The sequence below is a fragment of the Allobosea minatitlanensis genome (assembly GCF_964020775.1).
In genome coordinates, this window is the sequence record NZ_OZ224509.1 from 2,061,656 (window position 1) to 2,078,681 (window position 17,026).

Annotated in this window: 20 protein-coding genes; 18 read left to right on the top strand and 2 right to left on the bottom strand. The window is 68.6% G+C overall.

Going from position 1 to position 17,026, the window contains the following annotated elements:
- Positions 1–4 precede the first annotated feature (4 nt).
- The 12 genes from rplR to ACWH43_RS10280 all read left to right on the top strand — a co-directional run bounded on the left by rplR (position 5) and on the right by ACWH43_RS10280 (position 9,707).
- A complete protein-coding gene (rplR, locus tag ACWH43_RS10225) occupies positions 5–367 on the top strand; it encodes a 50S ribosomal protein L18 (RefSeq protein ID WP_158443398.1) in 363 nt (120 codons plus the stop codon).
- 139 nt (positions 368–506) lie between these two features.
- Positions 507–1,070, top strand: a complete 564-nt coding sequence (rpsE, locus tag ACWH43_RS10230; RefSeq protein WP_158443397.1) for a 30S ribosomal protein S5 — start codon at positions 507–509, stop codon at positions 1,068–1,070.
- Between the two features lie 10 nt (positions 1,071–1,080).
- A complete protein-coding gene (gene rpmD / locus ACWH43_RS10235; RefSeq protein WP_158443396.1) occupies positions 1,081–1,275 on the top strand; it encodes a 50S ribosomal protein L30 in 195 nt (64 codons plus the stop codon).
- Positions 1,276–1,288: 13 nt separating this feature from the next.
- Positions 1,289–1,765, top strand: a complete 477-nt coding sequence (gene rplO, locus ACWH43_RS10240) for a 50S ribosomal protein L15 (RefSeq protein WP_158443395.1) — start codon at positions 1,289–1,291, stop codon at positions 1,763–1,765.
- Between the two features lie 252 nt (positions 1,766–2,017).
- The gene (gene secY / locus ACWH43_RS10245) at positions 2,018–3,355 is read left to right on the top strand and encodes a preprotein translocase subunit SecY (RefSeq protein WP_158443394.1); all 1,338 of its coding nucleotides are present in this window, start codon (positions 2,018–2,020) and stop codon (positions 3,353–3,355) included.
- Between the two features lies 1 nt (position 3,356).
- Positions 3,357–3,950, top strand: a complete 594-nt coding sequence (locus ACWH43_RS10250; protein WP_158443393.1) for an adenylate kinase — start codon at positions 3,357–3,359, stop codon at positions 3,948–3,950.
- A gap of 232 nt (positions 3,951–4,182) precedes the next feature.
- Positions 4,183–5,382, top strand: coding sequence for an ABC transporter substrate-binding protein (locus ACWH43_RS10255; protein WP_158443392.1), 1,200 nt, complete (start codon positions 4,183–4,185; stop codon positions 5,380–5,382).
- A 348-nt stretch (positions 5,383–5,730) separates the two neighbouring features.
- Complete coding sequence (gene rpsM, locus ACWH43_RS10260; protein WP_158443391.1) at positions 5,731–6,099, top strand: 30S ribosomal protein S13; 369 nt, start codon at positions 5,731–5,733, stop codon at positions 6,097–6,099.
- Between the two features lie 128 nt (positions 6,100–6,227).
- On the top strand, positions 6,228–6,617 hold the full coding sequence (gene rpsK / locus ACWH43_RS10265) for a 30S ribosomal protein S11 (RefSeq protein ID WP_038365430.1): 390 nt from the start codon (positions 6,228–6,230) through the stop codon (positions 6,615–6,617).
- Between the two features lie 91 nt (positions 6,618–6,708).
- Entirely contained in the window at positions 6,709–7,725 is a 1,017-nt protein-coding gene (locus tag ACWH43_RS10270) for a DNA-directed RNA polymerase subunit alpha (protein WP_158443390.1), read from the top strand.
- A gap of 130 nt (positions 7,726–7,855) precedes the next feature.
- Positions 7,856–8,272: a 50S ribosomal protein L17 gene (gene rplQ / locus ACWH43_RS10275; RefSeq protein WP_158443389.1), complete on the top strand. Its 417-nt coding sequence runs from the start codon at positions 7,856–7,858 to the stop codon at positions 8,270–8,272.
- 169 nt (positions 8,273–8,441) lie between these two features.
- Positions 8,442–9,707 carry a Glu/Leu/Phe/Val family dehydrogenase gene (locus ACWH43_RS10280; protein ID WP_158443388.1) on the top strand — a complete coding sequence of 422 codons (1,266 nt, stop codon included), beginning with the start codon at positions 8,442–8,444 and terminating at the stop codon, positions 9,705–9,707.
- A gap of 161 nt (positions 9,708–9,868) precedes the next feature.
- Here the strand turns inward: ACWH43_RS10280 and ACWH43_RS10285 are convergent, their stop codons facing one another.
- Positions 9,869–10,288, bottom strand: a complete 420-nt coding sequence (locus tag ACWH43_RS10285; protein ID WP_260349315.1) for a BLUF domain-containing protein — start codon at positions 10,286–10,288, stop codon at positions 9,869–9,871.
- Between the two features lie 141 nt (positions 10,289–10,429).
- On the opposite strand from ACWH43_RS10285, the gene ACWH43_RS10290 reads away from it, so the two are divergent.
- The 3 genes from ACWH43_RS10290 to ACWH43_RS10300 all read left to right on the top strand — a co-directional run bounded on the left by ACWH43_RS10290 (position 10,430) and on the right by ACWH43_RS10300 (position 13,652).
- Positions 10,430–11,860, top strand: a complete 1,431-nt coding sequence (locus ACWH43_RS10290; protein WP_448153454.1) for a DegQ family serine endoprotease — start codon at positions 10,430–10,432, stop codon at positions 11,858–11,860.
- Between the two features lie 183 nt (positions 11,861–12,043).
- Positions 12,044–13,351 carry a replication-associated recombination protein A gene (locus ACWH43_RS10295; RefSeq protein WP_158443385.1) on the top strand — a complete coding sequence of 436 codons (1,308 nt, stop codon included), beginning with the start codon at positions 12,044–12,046 and terminating at the stop codon, positions 13,349–13,351.
- Between the two features lie 121 nt (positions 13,352–13,472).
- Positions 13,473–13,652: a hypothetical protein gene (locus tag ACWH43_RS10300; protein WP_158443384.1), complete on the top strand. Its 180-nt coding sequence runs from the start codon at positions 13,473–13,475 to the stop codon at positions 13,650–13,652.
- A gap of 13 nt (positions 13,653–13,665) precedes the next feature.
- Here ACWH43_RS10300 and ACWH43_RS10305 read toward each other — a convergent pair whose 3' ends face one another.
- A complete protein-coding gene (locus tag ACWH43_RS10305) occupies positions 13,666–14,034 on the bottom strand; it encodes a hypothetical protein (protein WP_158443383.1) in 369 nt (122 codons plus the stop codon).
- Between the two features lie 194 nt (positions 14,035–14,228).
- Between ACWH43_RS10305 and ACWH43_RS10310 the strand changes: the two genes are divergently transcribed.
- The 3 genes from ACWH43_RS10310 (at position 14,229) to ACWH43_RS10320 (ending at position 16,863) form a co-directional block, all read left to right on the top strand.
- On the top strand, positions 14,229–15,479 hold the full coding sequence (locus tag ACWH43_RS10310; protein ID WP_158443382.1) for an RluA family pseudouridine synthase: 1,251 nt from the start codon (positions 14,229–14,231) through the stop codon (positions 15,477–15,479).
- Positions 15,480–15,570: 91 nt separating this feature from the next.
- The gene (locus ACWH43_RS10315) at positions 15,571–16,068 is read left to right on the top strand and encodes a hypothetical protein (RefSeq protein WP_158443381.1); all 498 of its coding nucleotides are present in this window, start codon (positions 15,571–15,573) and stop codon (positions 16,066–16,068) included.
- A gap of 117 nt (positions 16,069–16,185) precedes the next feature.
- On the top strand, positions 16,186–16,863 hold the full coding sequence (locus tag ACWH43_RS10320) for an HAD-IA family hydrolase (RefSeq protein WP_158443380.1): 678 nt from the start codon (positions 16,186–16,188) through the stop codon (positions 16,861–16,863).
- Positions 16,864–17,026: the final 163 nt, after the last annotated feature.

Consider the following 17,026-nt stretch of genomic DNA (forward strand, 5'->3'; position numbering starts at 1 on the left):
AGCCATGAGCAAGCAGAACGATGCGACTGCGCGCCGCAAGGCTCGCGTCCGCCGCGCGATCAAGGCCGTCGCCAACGGCCGTCCGCGCCTTTCGGTGCACCGCACCGGCAAGCAGATCTACGCCCAGGTCATCGACGACGCGAAGGGGGTCACCCTCGCTTCCGCCTCGTCGCTGGACAAGGATCTGCGCAAGGACATCAAGTCCGGCGCGAATGTCGAGGCGGCCGGCCAGATCGGCAAGATCCTCGCCGAGCGCGCCGCCAAGGCCGGCGTGACGGAGGTGGTCTTCGATCGCGGCGCCTACCGCTATCACGGCCGCGTCAAGGCCCTGGCCGAGGCGGCCCGCGAGGGCGGCCTCAGCTTCTGATGCGGCGAATGGCGAAATAGCGAGTGGCGAATAGCTCCGAAAACTATTCGCCACTCGCCACTCGCCACTCGCCATTCACCGCTCCTTGGGGAGCGCTCGAGCGAGCGGCACGTGCCGCGCAAGTAAGAGGACATGACACATGGCTAGAGAGCCGCGTGAGCGTCGGGATAGCGAAGAGCGCGATTCCGAATTCGTGGACAAGCTCGTCCACATCAACCGCGTCGCCAAGGTGGTGAAGGGCGGCCGTCGCTTCGGCTTCGCCGCGCTCGTCGTCGTCGGCGACCAGAAGGGCCGCGTCGGCTTCGGCCACGGCAAGGCCCGCGAAGTTCCCGAGGCGATCCGCAAGGCGACGGAAGCCGCCAAGCGCGGCCTCGTCCGCATCCCGCTGCGCGAGGGCCGCACCCTCCATCACGACGTGCACGGCCGCCACGGCGCCGGCAAGGTCGTGCTGCGCGCGGCGCCTGCCGGTACCGGCATCATCGCCGGCGGCCCGATGCGCGCCGTCTTCGAGGCGGTCGGCATGCAGGACGTCGTGTCGAAGTCGCTCGGCTCCTCCAACCCGTACAACCTCGTGCGCGCCACTTTCGACGCGCTGAAGAACGAGGACAGCCCGCGCTCGGTCGCGGCCCGTCGCTCGCTCAAGGTTTCGGCCCTGCAGACCCGCCGCCGCGACGCCGGCGCGGATGCGGCCGCGGAAGCGTGAGGAGGCTTCGATGGCAAAGGCTGAGAAGACCGTCACCGTCGAGCAGATCGGCTCCCCGATCCGCCGCGACGCCACCCAGCGCCAGACCCTGATCGGTCTCGGCCTGAACAAGATCCGCCGCCGCTCGACCCTCCAGGACACCCCCGCGGTGCGTGGCATGGTCGAGAAGGTCAAGCACCTCGTGCGCGTCGTCGACGCGAAGTGAGGAGGGCGACACCATGAAACTCAACGAGATTCGTGACAACGAAGGCGCGGCCAAGTCGCGCATGCGCGTCGGCCGCGGCATCGGCTCCGGCAAGGGCAAGACCGGCGGTCGCGGCGTGAAGGGTCAGACCTCGCGCGCCGGCGTCGCCATCAAGGGCTTCGAAGGCGGCCAGATGCCGCTCTATCGCCGCCTGCCCAAGCGCGGCTTCGTCAACCTGTTCGGCCGCGAGCTGAACGAGGTCAACCTCGGCCGCATCCAGCAGGCCGTCGAGGCCGGCAAGCTCGACGCCAAGGGCGCGGTGACCGTCGAGGCGCTCGTCGCCGCCGGCGTCATCACCCGCCAGGCCAAGGACGGCGTCAAGATCCTCGGCAATGGCGAGATCAAGACCAAGCTCGCCTTCGAGGTCACGGCTGCCTCCAAGTCGGCCGTCGCCGCGATCGAGAAGGCCGGCGGTTCGGTCAAGATCCTGGCCGCCGCTTCACAGGCGTGATCCGAGCGCCTACATGAAGTTCGCGAACGGCGGCCGGGCCAGCAGCCCAGGCCGCCGTTCGACTGTTTGAGTGCTTCAAGATCGCGCGGCCCCGCAGGGCTCGCGCGGTCATCCCGGGCGACCGCAGGCAGGCCCGGGATCCATGCCTGGACCTTTTCCGGACAGGCTCAGCCATGGATCCCGGCTCTTCGCTCCGCCTCGGCCGGGATGACATGGTTGTCTTGGGAATCGATCGACTTAAGGACCGGACGCATGGCATCGGCGGCTGAACAGCTAGCGGCAAACCTCAATTTCGGGGCGCTCGCCAAGGCGGACGAACTCAAGAAGCGCATCTGGTTCACGCTGGGGGCGCTGATCGTCTACCGGCTGGGCACCTATATCCCGCTGCCGGGCATCAATCCCGAGGCGGTGGCCGATCTGTTCCGCCAGACCCAGTCCGGCATGCTCGGCATGTTCAACATGTTCTCGGGCGGCGCGGTCGGGCGCCTGGCGATCTTCGCGCTGGCGATCATGCCCTACATCTCGGCCTCGATCATCGTGCAGCTCCTCTCCAGCGTGGTGCCGAGCTTCGAGGCGCTGAAGAAGGAAGGCGAGCAGGGCCGCAAGACCCTGAACCAGTACACCCGCTACCTGACCCTCGTTCTGGCCGTGTTCCAGGCCTATGCGATCGGCGTGGGCCTGCAAGGCTCGGGCAATCTCGTGCTCGAGCCCGGGCCGTTCTTCCTGCTCTCGACCACCATCACGCTGGTCGGCGGCACGATGTTCCTGCTCTGGCTCGGCGAGCAGATCACCAGCCGCGGCATCGGCAACGGCACCTCGATGATCATCTTCTCGGGCATCATCGCCGAATTCCCGGCGCAGCTCGCCCAGACCCTCGAGCTCGGACGCCAGGGCGCGATCTCGACCGGGCTGCTGCTCGGCATCCTGGTGATGGCGATTTGCGTCATCGCCTTCTGCGTGTTCATGGAGCGCGCCCAGCGCCGGCTGCTGATCAACTATCCGAAGCGCCAGGTCGGCAACCGCATGTATGAGGGGCAGACCTCGTTCCTGCCGCTGAAGCTCAACACCTCGGGCGTCATCCCGCCGATCTTCGCCTCCTCGCTGCTGCTGCTGCCGACCACCATCGCCAGCTTCTCGCAGGCCCAGGGCGGCACCGGCTTCCTGTCGACGATCGCGACCTATCTCGCCCATGGCCGGCCGCTGTTCATGGTGCTCTATGCGGCGCTGATCATCTTCTTCTGCTTCTTCTACACCGCGATCGTGTTCAACCCGGTCGAGACGGCGGACAACCTCAAGAAGCATGGCGGCTTCATGCCGGGCATCCGGCCGGGCGAGCGGACCGCCGAGCACATCGACCGCATTCTGACGCGCATCACCGTTCTGGGCGCAGGTTATTTGACGATCGTGTGCCTTATCCCCGAGTTCATGATCACCTATGCTCAGATCCCGATCATCCTTCTGGGCGGCACCTCGCTGCTCATCGTGGTGACGACGACGATGGATACCGTGGCCCAGGTCCACGGCCACCTGCTGGCCCATCAGTATGAGGGGCTGGTGAAGAAGGCGAAGTTGAGAGGAGCGAGGCGCTGAGATGCGGTTGATTTTCCTGGGGCCGCCGGGGGCGGGCAAGGGCACTCAGGCGGCGCGCATCGTCGCGAAGCATGGCATTCCGCAACTCTCGACCGGCGACATGCTGCGCGCCGCCGTCGCGGCCGGCACGCCGGTCGGCCAGAAGGCCAAGGCGGTGATGGATGCCGGCGGGCTGGTCTCGGACGAGATCGTGATCGGCATCGTCGCCGACCGCATCGAGGAGCCGGACGCGAAGAAGGGCTTCATCCTCGACGGCTTTCCGCGCACCCTGGCGCAGGCCGAGGCGCTCGACCGCATGCTGGAAGGCAAGGGGCTGAAGCTCGACGCCGTGCTCGAGCTCAAGGTCGACCAGTCGAAGCTGGTGGACCGCATCGTCCGCCGCGCCGAGGAGGCGAGGGCGGCCGGGCAGCCGGTGCGCAAGGATGACGATCCGGAGGTCTTCAAGACCCGGCTCGAGGCCTATAACCGCGACACCGCCGTGGTCGCGCCCTATTACGAGAAGCGCGGCCAGCTCACGGCCGTCGACGGCATGCAGCCGATCGACGCGGTCTCGGCCGCCATCGAGGCGGCGCTCTCGGTCGCGGCCCAGGGCTGAACGCAAGACCCTCGCAGAATTGAAACCCGGGCAGGCTGTCGTGCCAGCCCGGGTTTTTTCGTCTGTGCTGTGCGTTTTTACCCGGCTGCCTTTGCCCTTTCTCCGCGCTTGCCTGCGTTGACAGGCCAAGGCCCGGCGGTTGTGCTGGACCCAAGCCGTGGCAAGCGGTGTGAACCCCGTCGATCGGGAGCGGGACGGCTTTCCGATCCGGGACAGGACAGGGAGCAGGCGCATGACGAGATGGGGTATGTGGCTGGTCGCGAGCACGCTGGCGCTGGCGCCCGCGGCGGCGCGGGCGCAGGACGCGGTCAAGATCGGCATCCTCAACGACCAGTCCGGCAACTATGCCGAGTTCGGCGGGCTCGGCTCGGTCGAGGCCGCGAAGATGGCGATCGAGGATTTCGGGGGGTCGGTGCTCGGCAAGCCGATCGAGATCGTCGCGGCCGACCATCAGAACAAGCCGGATATCGCCGTCGGGCTGGCCCGGCGCTGGTACGACGTCGACGGCGTCACCGCGATCGCGGACCTCACCAACTCCGCGGTGGCGCTGGGCGTGGCCGGCATCGCCAAGGAGAAGCAGAAGATCGCGCTCTATAACGGGCCGGCGACGACGCGCCTGTTCAACGAGGACTGCACCGCGACCGGCTTCATGTGGACCTTCGACACCACGACCTCGGCCAAGGGCACGGCGGTGTCGACCCTGCGCGAGGGCGGCGATAGCTGGTACATCATCGCGGCGGACTACGCCTTCGGCCACCAGCTCACCGCCGATATCGAGGCGATCGTCGCCGCCAATGGCGGCAAGACGCTGGGCACGGTGCGCGCGCCGCTGGGGACGCCCGACTTCTCCTCCTTCCTGCTGCAGGCCCAGGCTTCCAAGGCGAAGATCGTCGCCTTCGCCAATGCCGGCACCGACACGATCAACTCGATCAAGCAGGCGGGCGAGTTCGGCCTGGTCGACGGCGGCCAGAAGCTCGCGGCGATGGTCGTGGTGCTGAGCGACGTCCACGGTCTCGGCCTCGACAAGGCCAAGGGGCTGATCACCACCACCGCCTATTATCACGACGCCGACAAGGCGAGCCGCGCCTTCGCCAACCGCTACATGGCCCGGACCAAGAAGATGCCGGGCATGATCCAGGCCAGCGTCTATTCCTCCGTCCTGCATTATCTCAGGGCGGTGAAGGCGGCGGGCACGGCCGCCGGCCCGGCGGTGGCGGCGAAGATGCGGGAGACGCCGGTCGACGATTTCTACGCGCCCGGCGCGAAGATCCGCGAGGACGGCCGGCTGATGAACGACATGCTGCTGGTCGAGGTGAAGTCCCCGGCCGAGTCGAAGGCGCCCTGGGACTATTTCAAGGTCGTCCGCAAGATCCCGGCCGCCGAGATCATCCCGCCGCTCTCGGAGAGCAAGTGCAGCCTGGTGAAGAAGTAAGGACCGATGGCAGAAGGCCCGTCATTCCGGGTGGCGCCCCCTTGCGCTCGCCCGGAGTGACGGGCCCCCGGCGGGGACGGCCGCCGCCTTGGCCGCGCGGTGCTTCGGCGGCCTCGCCCGCCTTGGCATGTTTCTTGGTTGCGAACGCTTGACTCGCGACCGGCAACCCGTTAACGAGCCGCAATCCGGTTTCATGGGAGCGATGCCGTTACCTTCGCGAGGAGGGACGACGTCGCGTTATCGCGTGGAGCCGTCCAACGCCCTGCAGGGGCCGGCCTCCACCGGACGCAGGGTCATTTTCACCGCCGGGGCGCCATCGGGCGCGTCGGCCGACATGGAGAAGAGACCATGGCTCGTATCGCGGGCGTCAACATTCCCACCGGCAAGCGCGTCGTCATCGGCCTGCAGTATATCCACGGCATCGGCGCCGCCAAGGCCAAGGAGATCTGCGAGAAGGTCGGCATCGCCGACGAGCGCCGCGTCAACCAGCTCACCGACGCCGAGGTCCTCCAGATCCGCGAGGCCATCGACCGGGACTATCTCGTCGAGGGCGATCTGCGCCGCGAAGTCTCGATGAACATCAAGCGCCTGATGGACCTCGGCTGCTATCGCGGCCTGCGCCATCGCCGCTCGCTGCCGGTCCGCGGCCAGCGCACCCACACCAACGCCCGCACCCGCAAGGGCAAGGCGAAGCCGATCGCCGGCAAGAAGAAGTGATTTCGGGCGAGTAGCGAGTGGCGAATGGCGAGTGGGTTCTTCCACTCGCCGCTCGCCCATTCGCCATTCGCCTTTCTCCCCAGCGCCTGGCATGACGGGCGCGCCTGAAGGATGAAAGAAAGAGAACCATGGCCAAGGAAGCCACCCGCGTCCGCCGTCGCGAACGCAAGAACATCGTCTCCGGCGTCGCCCATGTGAACGCCTCGTTCAACAACACCATGATCACCATCACCGACGCGCAGGGCAACACGATCTCGTGGTCCTCGGCCGGCACGATGGGCTTCAAGGGCTCGCGCAAGTCGACCCCCTACGCCGCGCAGGTCGCCGCCGAGGACGCCGCCCGCAAGGCGGCCGAGCACGGCATGCGCACCCTCGAGGTCGAGGTGACGGGTCCGGGCTCGGGCCGCGAATCCGCTCTTCGCGCGCTCCAGGCCGCGGGCTTCACCGTGACCTCGATCCGCGACGTCACCCCGATCCCGCACAATGGCTGCCGGCCGCGCAAGCGTCGCCGCGTCTGACGCCTGAGGGTCGAAGAGGCGCCCGCAGGGGCGGGCGCCTGTCCGGGGCGGCTTCCGGCCGCCAGATGAATTCAGCACGAGGAGTGCGGTCGTGATCAGCAAGAACTGGCAGGATCTTTCCAAGCCGAACAAGCTCGAAGTCAAGGTCGGGGACGACCCGAAGCGCCTGGCGACCGTCGTCGCGCGCCCGCTGGAGCGCGGCTTCGGCATGACGCTGGGCAACGCGCTGCGCCGCGTGCTGCTCTCCTCGCTGCAGGGCGCCGCCGTCACCGGCGTCCAGATCGACGGCGTGCTGCACGAGTTCTCCTCGATCCCGGGCGTCCGCGAGGACGTCACCGACATCGTCCTCAACATCAAGGCCATCGCCATCAAGATGCAGGGCGAGGGGCCGAAGCGCATGACCCTGCGCAAGTCGGGCCCGGGCACCGTCACCGCCGGCGACATCAACACCATCGGCGACGTCTCGGTCCTCAACCCCGACCTCGTGCTCTGCACGCTGGACGACGGCGCCGAAATCCGCATGGAGTTCACGGTCAACACCGGCAAGGGCTATGTCCCGGCCGAGCAGAACCGCCCCGAGGACGCGCCGATCGGCCTGATCCCGGTCGACAGCCTGTACTCGCCGGTCAAGAAGGTCTCCTATCGCGTCGAGAACACCCGCGAGGGCCAGAACCTCGACAAGGATTCGCTGACGCTGGCGATCGAGACCAACGGCTCGGTCACCCCCGAGGACGCGCTGGCGCTCGCCGCCCGCATCCTGCAGGACCAGCTCGCCGTCTTCATCACCTTCGAGGAGCCGCGCAAGGAAGAGGCCGTCTCCGCCGCGCCGCAGCTTCCCTTCAACCCGGCGCTGCTCAAGAAGGTCGACGAGCTCGAGCTCTCGGTCCGCTCGGCCAACTGCCTGAAGAACGACAACATCGTCTATATCGGCGACCTCATCCAGAAGTCGGAGGGCGAGATGCTGCGCACCCCGAACTTCGGCCGCAAGTCGCTGAACGAGATCAAGGAAGTGCTCGCCACCATGGGCCTGCATCTGGGCATGGACGTCCAGGGCTGGCCGCCGGAGAACATCGAAGAGCTCGCCAAGCGCTTCGAGGAGCACTACTGAGAACGGCAGTGGGCAGTCGGCAGCAGGCAGTCGTGATCGGCGCCTCTTCCGACTGCCGATTGCCGACTGCCCAATCACAATGAACGGCCGTTCCGTGGCACGGCGGCCGTAAGCAACGAAGGAGCCAATCATGCGTCACGGTTTCCGCGGCCGTCGTTTCAACCGCTCGGCCGAGCATCGCAAGGCGATGTTCGCCAACATGGCCCAGGCCCTGATCAAGCACGAGCAGATCACCACCACCCTGCCGAAGGCCAAGGATTTGCGTCCGGTGGTCGAGAAGCTGGTCACGCTCGGCAAGCGCGGCGACCTGCACGCCCGCCGCCAGGCCATCGCCCAGATCAAGGACGTCGAGCTGGTCGGCAAGCTCTTCGCGGTTCTCGGCCCGCGCTACAAGGAGCGCAATGGCGGCTATCTGCGCATCATGAAGGCGGGCTTCCGCTTCGGCGACAACGCCCCGCTGGCGATCATCGAGTTCGTCGACCGCGACGTCGAGGCCAAGGGCAAGGATTCCGGCCCGGTCTTCACGGCCGAAGACGAAGCCGCCTGATCGGCGAGCCCGATTCGCGTTTCGGAAAGGCGGCCTTGCGGCCGCCTTTTTGTTTTTTTCAAGGCAGCTATGTTTTTTGCGAGTGCGAAATCGCCTTCGGCCGCTTGTGCATTGCGTGCCTGGAATTTAAGCGGGTGCCTAGTCTTCAGCCACAAGGACGGATCGCACCATGTCGGATGACAACCTTCTCGATCACGCGCTCGTACGTCTCGACGCCGCCGCGAAACATCTCAATGTCGATCCGGACGTCATCGAGAAACTGAAATTCGCGCGTGAGACGACGAAGGTCCGCCTGATGATCCGCATGGATGACGGCTCCCGGAAGTCCTTTCTCGCCTGGCGCTGCCGCTATGACGACACCCGCGGGCCGACCAAGGGCGGCATCCGCTTTCATCCGTCCTCGACCGCCGACGAGGTCGAGACGCTCGCCTTCTGGATGACCTTCAAATGCGCCGTGATGAACCTGCCCTATGGCGGGGGCAAGGGCGCGGTCCAGGTCGATCCGCGCCAGCTCTCCAAGGCGGAGCTCGAGCGGCTGTCGCGGGCCTATATCCAGGCCTTCGCGCGCACCATCGGTCCCGATCGCGACATTCCGGCGCCGGACGTCTACACCAATGCGATGATCATGGGCTGGATGGCCGACGAATACGCCCAGATCGTCGGCCAGGCGGTTCCGTCGGTGATCACCGGCAAGCCGATCGCGCTCGGCGGCTCCCTTGGCCGCAACGACGCGACGGCGCGCGGCGGCTACTATCTCGTCCGGCATCTGCGCGAGGATCTCGGCCTCGGCGACAAGATGCGGGTGGCGATCCAGGGCTTCGGCAATGCCGGCCAGTTCATCGCCAAGCTGCTGGCGGCGGACGGGCACAGCATCGTCGCGGTGTCGGATTCGGCCGGCGCCGTGGCCTGTTCCGAAGGGCTCGACATCGAGCGGCTGATCGCGGCCAAGGATCGCGGCCAGTCGATCGCGGCCACGGCGGGCGAGGGCGGGCATCGCGGGATCGACGCCGAGGATCTGGTCGGCGTCGATTGCGAGCTGCTGGTGCCGGCGGCGCTGGAGAACATGATCCATGAGGGCAATGCCGCCAGCGTGAAGGCGCGCGTCGTGCTCGAGCTGGCCAACGGCCCGGTCACGCCGGAGGCCGATGCGCTGCTCGAGGAGCGCGGCGTCATCGTGCTGCCCGACATCCTGGCCAATGCCGGCGGCGTCACCGTCTCCTATTTCGAATGGGTGCAGAACCGGCAGGGCTTCTACTGGCTGCTCCCGGAGATCCATGAGCGCCTGCGCGACATCATGGAGCGCGAGGGGCGCGCGATCTGGACGGTGGCCCAGGAGAAGGGCATCGCCATGCGCACCGCGGCCTATGTCCACGCGCTGAGCCGCCTCGCCGAGGCGATCGAGGCGCACGGCACCCAGAGCTTCTTCGCGACCTGAGCGGCGCCGGAGCATCGGCCCGAACGCGGAACGCGGTTTTCGGGAAAAGCTGATGCGAGCTCCAAGGAGCGGGAGCATCCGACCGAGGACGATCTTCAGTCCGACGCTCCCGGAGCCGGAATGCGGGCGGGCGGTCCTCGGGCCGCCCTTTCCGTTGCGGTTCAGGCGGGAGACTGGGCGAGCTCGCGGGCGAGGTCGACGATGACGTCGAGCGGCTGGTCGATCAGATCCTGCTCCGGCGTGACGCCGTAGAGCCCGAAGATGAAGGTCGTGGTCTCGTCGCGCTCGGCGATGCCCATGGACCAGCCGGCGAAGCTGCGCGCGGCGATCGGTCCCTGCGCCAGCAGCCGCAGGGCGGCATGGCGCGCGTCGCGCCCGATCCGGCCATAGGTCTCGGCGACGGCTTCGGCGCTGCCTTCGAGCACCTGGGCGAAGCCGCCATCCGTCGCCAGCAGGAAGCCGCTGACGCCGTTCTGTTCGTTGAGCCGGCGGGCGCTCGCCAGGATGCGTTCGAGCTCCTCCCGGCGGGTATCCTCGGGCAGCCGGCTTTCGCTGGCATATACAAGCCGAATCAGGCTCATCCTGCTCTTCCTGTCCGGCTCGTGGAACGGATCGGGTTGGAGTAACATGCCGCGGGAACCGCAGCGCTTCGCATGGGTATAGCGGGTGAGGCGCGGTGACCGGAAGAGCCGCGCGTTTCATCTGTTCGAATGAGGGTGAGCATGATCGACTGCATTGCAACCAGGCGCAGGGCGCTCGCGGCCGGCCTGTTCGCCTGCGCGCTGACGGCGCTGCCGGGGGTGGCCTTCGCGCAGGCGCGGCAGGTGCCCGAGACCCGCGAGCAGGTGACGCTCTCCTTCGCCCCGCTGGTGAAGCGGACGGCGCCCTCGGTGGTCAACGTCTATGGCGCGCGCGTCGAGAAGCGGCCGCAGAACCCCTTCATGGACGATCCCTTCTTCCGCCGCTTCTTCGGCGATGGCGGCTTCGGCGTGCCGCGCGAGCGGGTGCAGCGCTCGCTCGGCTCGGGCGTCATCGTCGATGCGCAGGCCGGCCTCGTGGTCACCAACAACCACGTCATCGAGAACATGAGCGAGGTGAAGGTCGCCTTCGCCGACAAGCGCGAGGTCGAGGCCAAGATCCTGCTGCGCGACCCGCGCACCGACCTCGCCGTGCTCAAGGTCGCGGAGGCCAGGAACCTGACCGCGATCGAGCTGGCCGACACCGACGAGTTGCAGGTCGGCGACATCGTGCTCGCCATGGGCAACCCCTTCGGCGTCGGCCAGACGGTGACGCAGGGCATCGTCTCGGCCCTGGCGCGCACGCAGATCGGCGTCGGCGATGCGCAATCCTTCATCCAGACCGATGCGGCGATCAATCCGGGCAATTCGGGCGGCCCGCTGATCGATATGAAGGGCCGCGTCGTCGGCATCAATACGGCGATCTATTCGCGCTCGGGCGGCAGCGTCGGCATCGGCTTCGCCATTCCCGCCGCGATGGTGCGCCTCGTCGTCGACAGCGCCAGGGCCGGCGCGGCCACCGTGCGCCGGCCCTGGTTCGGCGCGCGGCTGCAGGCGCTGACGGCGGATGTCGCCGACGGGCTCGGCCTCGACCGTCCGGCCGGCTCGGTCGTCGCCAGCGTGGTCGAGAAGGGGCCGGCGGACCAGGCGGGCCTGCGCCGCTCCAACGTGATCCTCGCCGTCGACGGCGTCGCCGTCGACGATCCCGAGGCCTTCGGCTACCGCTTCGCGACGCGGCCGATCGGCGGCACCACCGCGCTGACGGTGCTGCGCGGCGGCAACCGCATCTCGATCCCGGTCAAGCTCGTCGCGGCGCCGGAAACCCGCCCGCGCGACCCGGTGAAGCTGACCAGCCGCTCGCCGCTGGCGGGGCTGACCGTCATGAACCTCTCGCCCGCCGTGGCCGAGGAGCTCGCGATGGAGACCGCCAATGAGGGCGTGGTCGTCAGCGATGTCGAGGAGGGCAGCACCGCCGCCGATATCGGCTTCCAGAAGGGCGACATCGTCATGGCGCTGAACGGCGAGCCGATGGCGACCTCGCGCGATGTCGAGGCCATCCTGAAGGAGCGCCGCCGCGCCTGGGAGGTGACGATCTCGCGCAAGGGGCAGACGATCACCTCGGTCTTCCCGGGGTGAGGTTGGCCGCCGGAACTCGCCGTCATTCCGGGGCAGGCCGAAGGCCTGAGCCCGGAACCCATGAACACCGGGCGATAGTCAGGAAGCCGGAACGCTGTGCGCTTTGATGAGTAAAACCTATGCTCATGGGTTCCGGGCTCCTCGCTTCGCGAGGCCCCGGAATGACGGGGTTGGTTCCCTGTCATGAGCGATCTCTTTTCCGCCTCCGGCCTCGACAAGGCGGGGCCGCGCCCGCTCGCCGACCGCCTGCGGCCGAAGACGCTCGCCGAGGTGGCGGGGCAGGAGCATCTGACCGGACCGGACGGGGCGCTGACCCGGCTCGTCGCCTCCGGCTCGCTCGGCAGCCTGATCTTCTGGGGCCCTCCCGGCACCGGCAAGACCACGGTGGCGCGCCTGCTCGCCGGCCTCGTCGATCTCGGCTTCGAGCAGATCAGCGCGATCTTCAGCGGCGTCGCCGATCTGAAGAAGGTGTTCGAGGCGGCGCGCGGCCGGCGGCTCGGCGGCAAGGGCACGCTGCTCTTCGTCGACGAGATCCACCGCTTCAACCGCGCCCAGCTCGACGCCTTCCTGCCGGTGATGGAGGACGGCACCATCACCCTGATCGGCGCCACCACCGAAAACCCCTCCTTCGCGCTCAACGCGGCCCTGCTGTCGCGCGCCCGCGTGCTGACCTTCAAGGCGCTGGACGAAGGCTCGCTGCTCTTCCTGCTCGGCCGGGCCGAGGCCCTGGAGGGGCGGGAGCTGCCGCTGACGCCGGAGGCGCGGCTGGCGCTCGCCCGCTTCGCCGATGGCGACGGCCGCGCCGTGCTGACGCTGGCCGAGGAGATCTGGCGGGCGGCCAAGCCCGGCGAGATTCTCGACGAGCACGGCCTGTCCGAGGTGATCCAGCGCCGGGCGCCGATCTACGACAAGGCGCAGGACGGCCATTACAATCTGATCTCGGCGCTGCATAAGACGATCCGCGGCTCGGACCCGGATGCGGCGCTGTATTACTTCGCGCGCATGCTCGATGCCGGCGAGGACCCGCGCTTCCTGGCGCGGCGGCTGGTCAGGATGGCGGTGGAGGATATCGGCCTCGCCGATCCGCAGGCGCTGGTCCATGCGCGGGCCGCGGCGGAGACCTATGAAAGGCTCGGCTCGCCGGAGGGCGAGCTCGCGCTCGCCAACAGCGTGATCTACCTCGCCACCGCGCCGAAATCGAACGCGGCCTATATGGCCTACAAGGCGGCGGCGCGGGTCGCGAAGGAGCGCGGCTCCCTGACCCCGCCCATGACCATCCTCAACGCGCCGACCAAGCTGATGCGCGAGGAAGGCTACGGCGCCGACTACGCCTATGACCACGACCAGCCGGAGGCCTTCTCCGGGCAGAACTACTGGCCGGACGCGCTCGGGCGCCAGCATTTCTACGACCCGCCGGAGCGGGGCTTCGAGCGCGAGATCCGGAAGCGGCTGGAATACTGGGAGAAGCTCCGGCAGGAGCGCGGCCGCTGAGGCGGGCGCGGCCGGCTTCCGCGCCGGGGCCGAGACTGGCCGCTTGTCTTTCGCCGCGGTCTGCTCCCTAGATGGCGGCATCTCGACCGCTTTTGCGGATGTCTTCTCACGGGTTTCGACGATGGTCCTGGTCGCGCGGCTGCTGCTTTTCGTTCCTTCGGTGATCGCGGGCTGGTTCGTCTCGCAGGAGGACGTGTCCTATTGGGTGATCGCCTTCGCGATCGCGCTGGTCTTCATCGTGCTGACGATCGCCTTCGAGCTCTATGTGCATCCGCGCCTGCGCCGGCGCCGCAAGGGCTGAATCGGAGCGGGGCTCACTTCCGGCAGTCGAACGGCAGGAAGGTGCCGGACATGCCGCGGTTCATCGCCATCAGCGTCAGCTTGTCGGCCAGGGCGATCTCCTCCGGGCTGCGCGCGCAGACCTCGGCGCGGGACTGGCAGTTTGCGGCCAGGAAGGCGTCGTGGCTGGCGAGGAATTCCGCGCCGAGCCCGGCCTTGCCCTGCCGCTTGAGCAGGAGTTCGTAGGCCGCCTTGTAGCGGTTGCATTTCTCCGTCGGCCAGTCGGGCGCGGCGCCTTGCCGAGCCGCCGCGGGCAGGCTCGCCAGCGCCCAGGCGAGGCATGCCCCCATCGCGACGAGCGATCCCCGGCGCCGCGCGCGCGTCGTCCCGTCCGCTTCCGTCATCGCTCCCGCTCCGCTTGCTCGCGAAGAGCGCAGGAGAGCGGGCGATTGCGGCGGATTTCGTTTGTATGCGGTAGGCGGGCACATTATTCCACGACGATGATGTCGATCTCACAGACCCGCCTTCGCGCCGCTGCGTGCCGCGCCGGGCGCTTCCCCGTCGCAGCCGCCGGCTCCCGTTCCTGCCGGGGGGCGGCATGAGGACCGGCGGCAAGGGACCCGGCAAGGGATCCGGCGAGGGCGCCGGCGCGCCCGGACGGGGCGGAAGGCCGCGTGCGGCGGAAGGCCCGCGCGGCAGGCGCCCGAGCCATGACGAGCGGCGGCGCGCGGCGGCACGGCCGAAGGCCGAGGGCGAGGGTCGCCCGGTGCGCGCCCAGGCGCCGCGCCGGCCGGCCGAGGCGCCGCAGCGGACGCGGGCCGAGGTCAAGGCAGAGACGGCGCAGGTGCTCTCGACCGGCGTGCAGCAGCTCGTGGTGACGCCGGACGAGAACGAGATGCGGATCGACCGTTTCCTCGAGGCGCGCTTCCCGCAGCTCTCCTTCAGCCATATCCAGCGTATCGTCCGGAAGGGCGAATTGCGCGTCGACGGCAAGCGCGCCGACAGCAAGGACCGGCTCGCGGCCGGCCAGACGGTGCGCATTCCGCCGCTCAAGCTGGAACAGCAGGCGGAGCGCCCGCGCTCGGCCAAGGCGGACGCCGACACGATCGGCTTCCTGCGCGCGATCACGCTCTACGAGGACGACGACGTCATGGTCCTCAACAAGCCGGCTGGGCTCGCGGTGCAGGGCGGTTCGGGCACGAAGAAGCATGTCGACGGCATGCTCGCGGCCCTGACCGACAAGGACGGCCAGAAGCCGCGCCTCGTCCACCGGCTCGACAAGGACACGGCGGGCTGCCTCGTCATCGCCAAGTCGCGCTTCGCCGCGGCGACGCTGGCCAAGACCTTCCGCTCGCGTGCCGCCCGCAAGGTCTACTGGGCGCTGGTCGCCGGCGTGCCGCGGGTCAAGCAGGGCCGGATCTCGGCCTATCTCGCCCGCGAGGAGGCCTATGACGGCGACCAGCGCATGGCGGTCGCCCAGCATGGCGAGGACGGCGCGATGCATGCCGTGACCTATTACGCCGTGGTCGAGACCGCCGCGCAGAAGCTGGCCTGGCTCTCGCTCAAGCCGGTGACGGGACGCACCCATCAATTGCGCGCCCATACCACCCATATCGGCCATCCGATCGTCGGCGACCCGAAATACTTCAACATCCTGAACTGGGAATTGCCCGGCGGCATCCAGAACAAGCTGCATCTGCTGGCGCGGCGGATCGTGCTGCCGCATCCGCGCGGCAAGGGCACCATCGACGTCAGCGCGCCGCTGCCGCCGCATATGCGCCAGAGCTGGAACCTGCTCGGCTTCGACGACGCGCCCTACGATCCGATCGTCGAGGCGCCGGACGAATAGGCTGCGCTTTCCCTGACGGAAGCAATGAGAACAGTTGCGGAACATTCTGTTTTCTGTTCTAACTATGTTCACGTTGGGGAAGGGGGCTGCCATGCGTCGGATCGCGATCGTTTCCGTCTTTGTCTTCGGGGCTGCGACTGCAGCCTCCGCCCAGACCGCACCGGCGCGGCCGGCACCGGCCGCCGTCGCGGCTGCGGCGCCGGACGAGCCCGTGCCGCGGGCCGAGCGCGCCAGGGCCCGGCAGGACTGCCTGTCGGAGAACATCGCGCTGTCGGGCGAGGATCTGCGCGCGGCGATGCGGCTCTGCATGCAGGGCAAGTTCCCGGGCGTGCAGCTCTATGCGCATGACGGCGTGACGCGGGACGGCAGGCCGACCGCGGTCGCGGCCCGCGCCGCCTGCAAGACCGAGATCGATGCGCGCCGGCTCGAAGGGGTGCAGCGCATCGCGGCGCTCACAGCCTGCTTCAATGCCAAGCGCCCCGACCTCGCGCAGCGGGCGGAATGCCGCAAGGAAGCGCGCGCCAGGGGGCTCGACGGCGCCGAGCTGCGCAAGGCGGTCGAGGCCTGCGCCCGCGAGGCCCGGAGCTGAAGGCGCCGGGGCGAAGACGCCGCCGGTGCCGGGCCGGCCAGGCCAGGCCGCGGGGCGGGAGGGCGCCATGAGCCGCCGGCCATGGCCTCGCCGGGCGATCCGGGTTAAGGCACCGGCATGGATCTCATCATCTTCGACCTCGACGGCACGCTGATCAATTCCGAGGCGATCATCCTCGGCGCGCAATACGAGACCTTCAGGCGCTGCGGCCGGGTTCATCCCGGCCGCGAGGCCGGCCTCGGCATCGTCGGGCTCACGCTCGACATCGCGATGGCGCAACTCGCCGGGCTCGATGCGCCGGACGACCGGCTGACGCAGACCTATCGCGAGGTCTTCGGCGCCATGCGCGCCCAGGCGCAGGCCGACCCGGCGCTGGACGAGCCGCTGTTTTCGGGCGTCGCCGAGACGCTGGCGCGGCTGCGCCGCGTGCCCGGGCTCAAGCTCGGCATCGCCACCGGCAAGTCGCGCCAGGGCGCGGAGTTCATCGTCGCGCGTCATGGCTGGCAGGGCCTGTTCGACACGATCCAGTCGGCCGACGACGCGCCCTCGAAGCCGCATCCGGGCATGATCCTGAACGCCATGGCCGAAACCGGGGCCGCCGCAGAGCGCACCGCCATGGTCGGCGACAGCTCCTTCGACATCGAGATGGCGGTCGCGGCCGGGGTCGTGCCGGTCGCGGCGTCGTGGGGCTTCCAGCCGGTGGAGAGGCTTGTCGCGCTGGGCGCGCGGCACCGGCTCGCCGCGATGGCGGAGCTGCCGGGGGCGCTGGGGCTCGCGGGGGCCGCCGCTGCCTGAAGCAGGGAGCATGGGAGAGGCGAGGAGAGCGAGGGCGCCCCTCGGGCGAGGTCCTTGCCGAGGCCGGGTTCCGGCGAGGCGTCCGGTTCAGTAACGACCTCGCAACCACATCGACTCAGCCTCGTTTAACCTGAATAACCGTTCAGATTTGCGCGTTAACCAC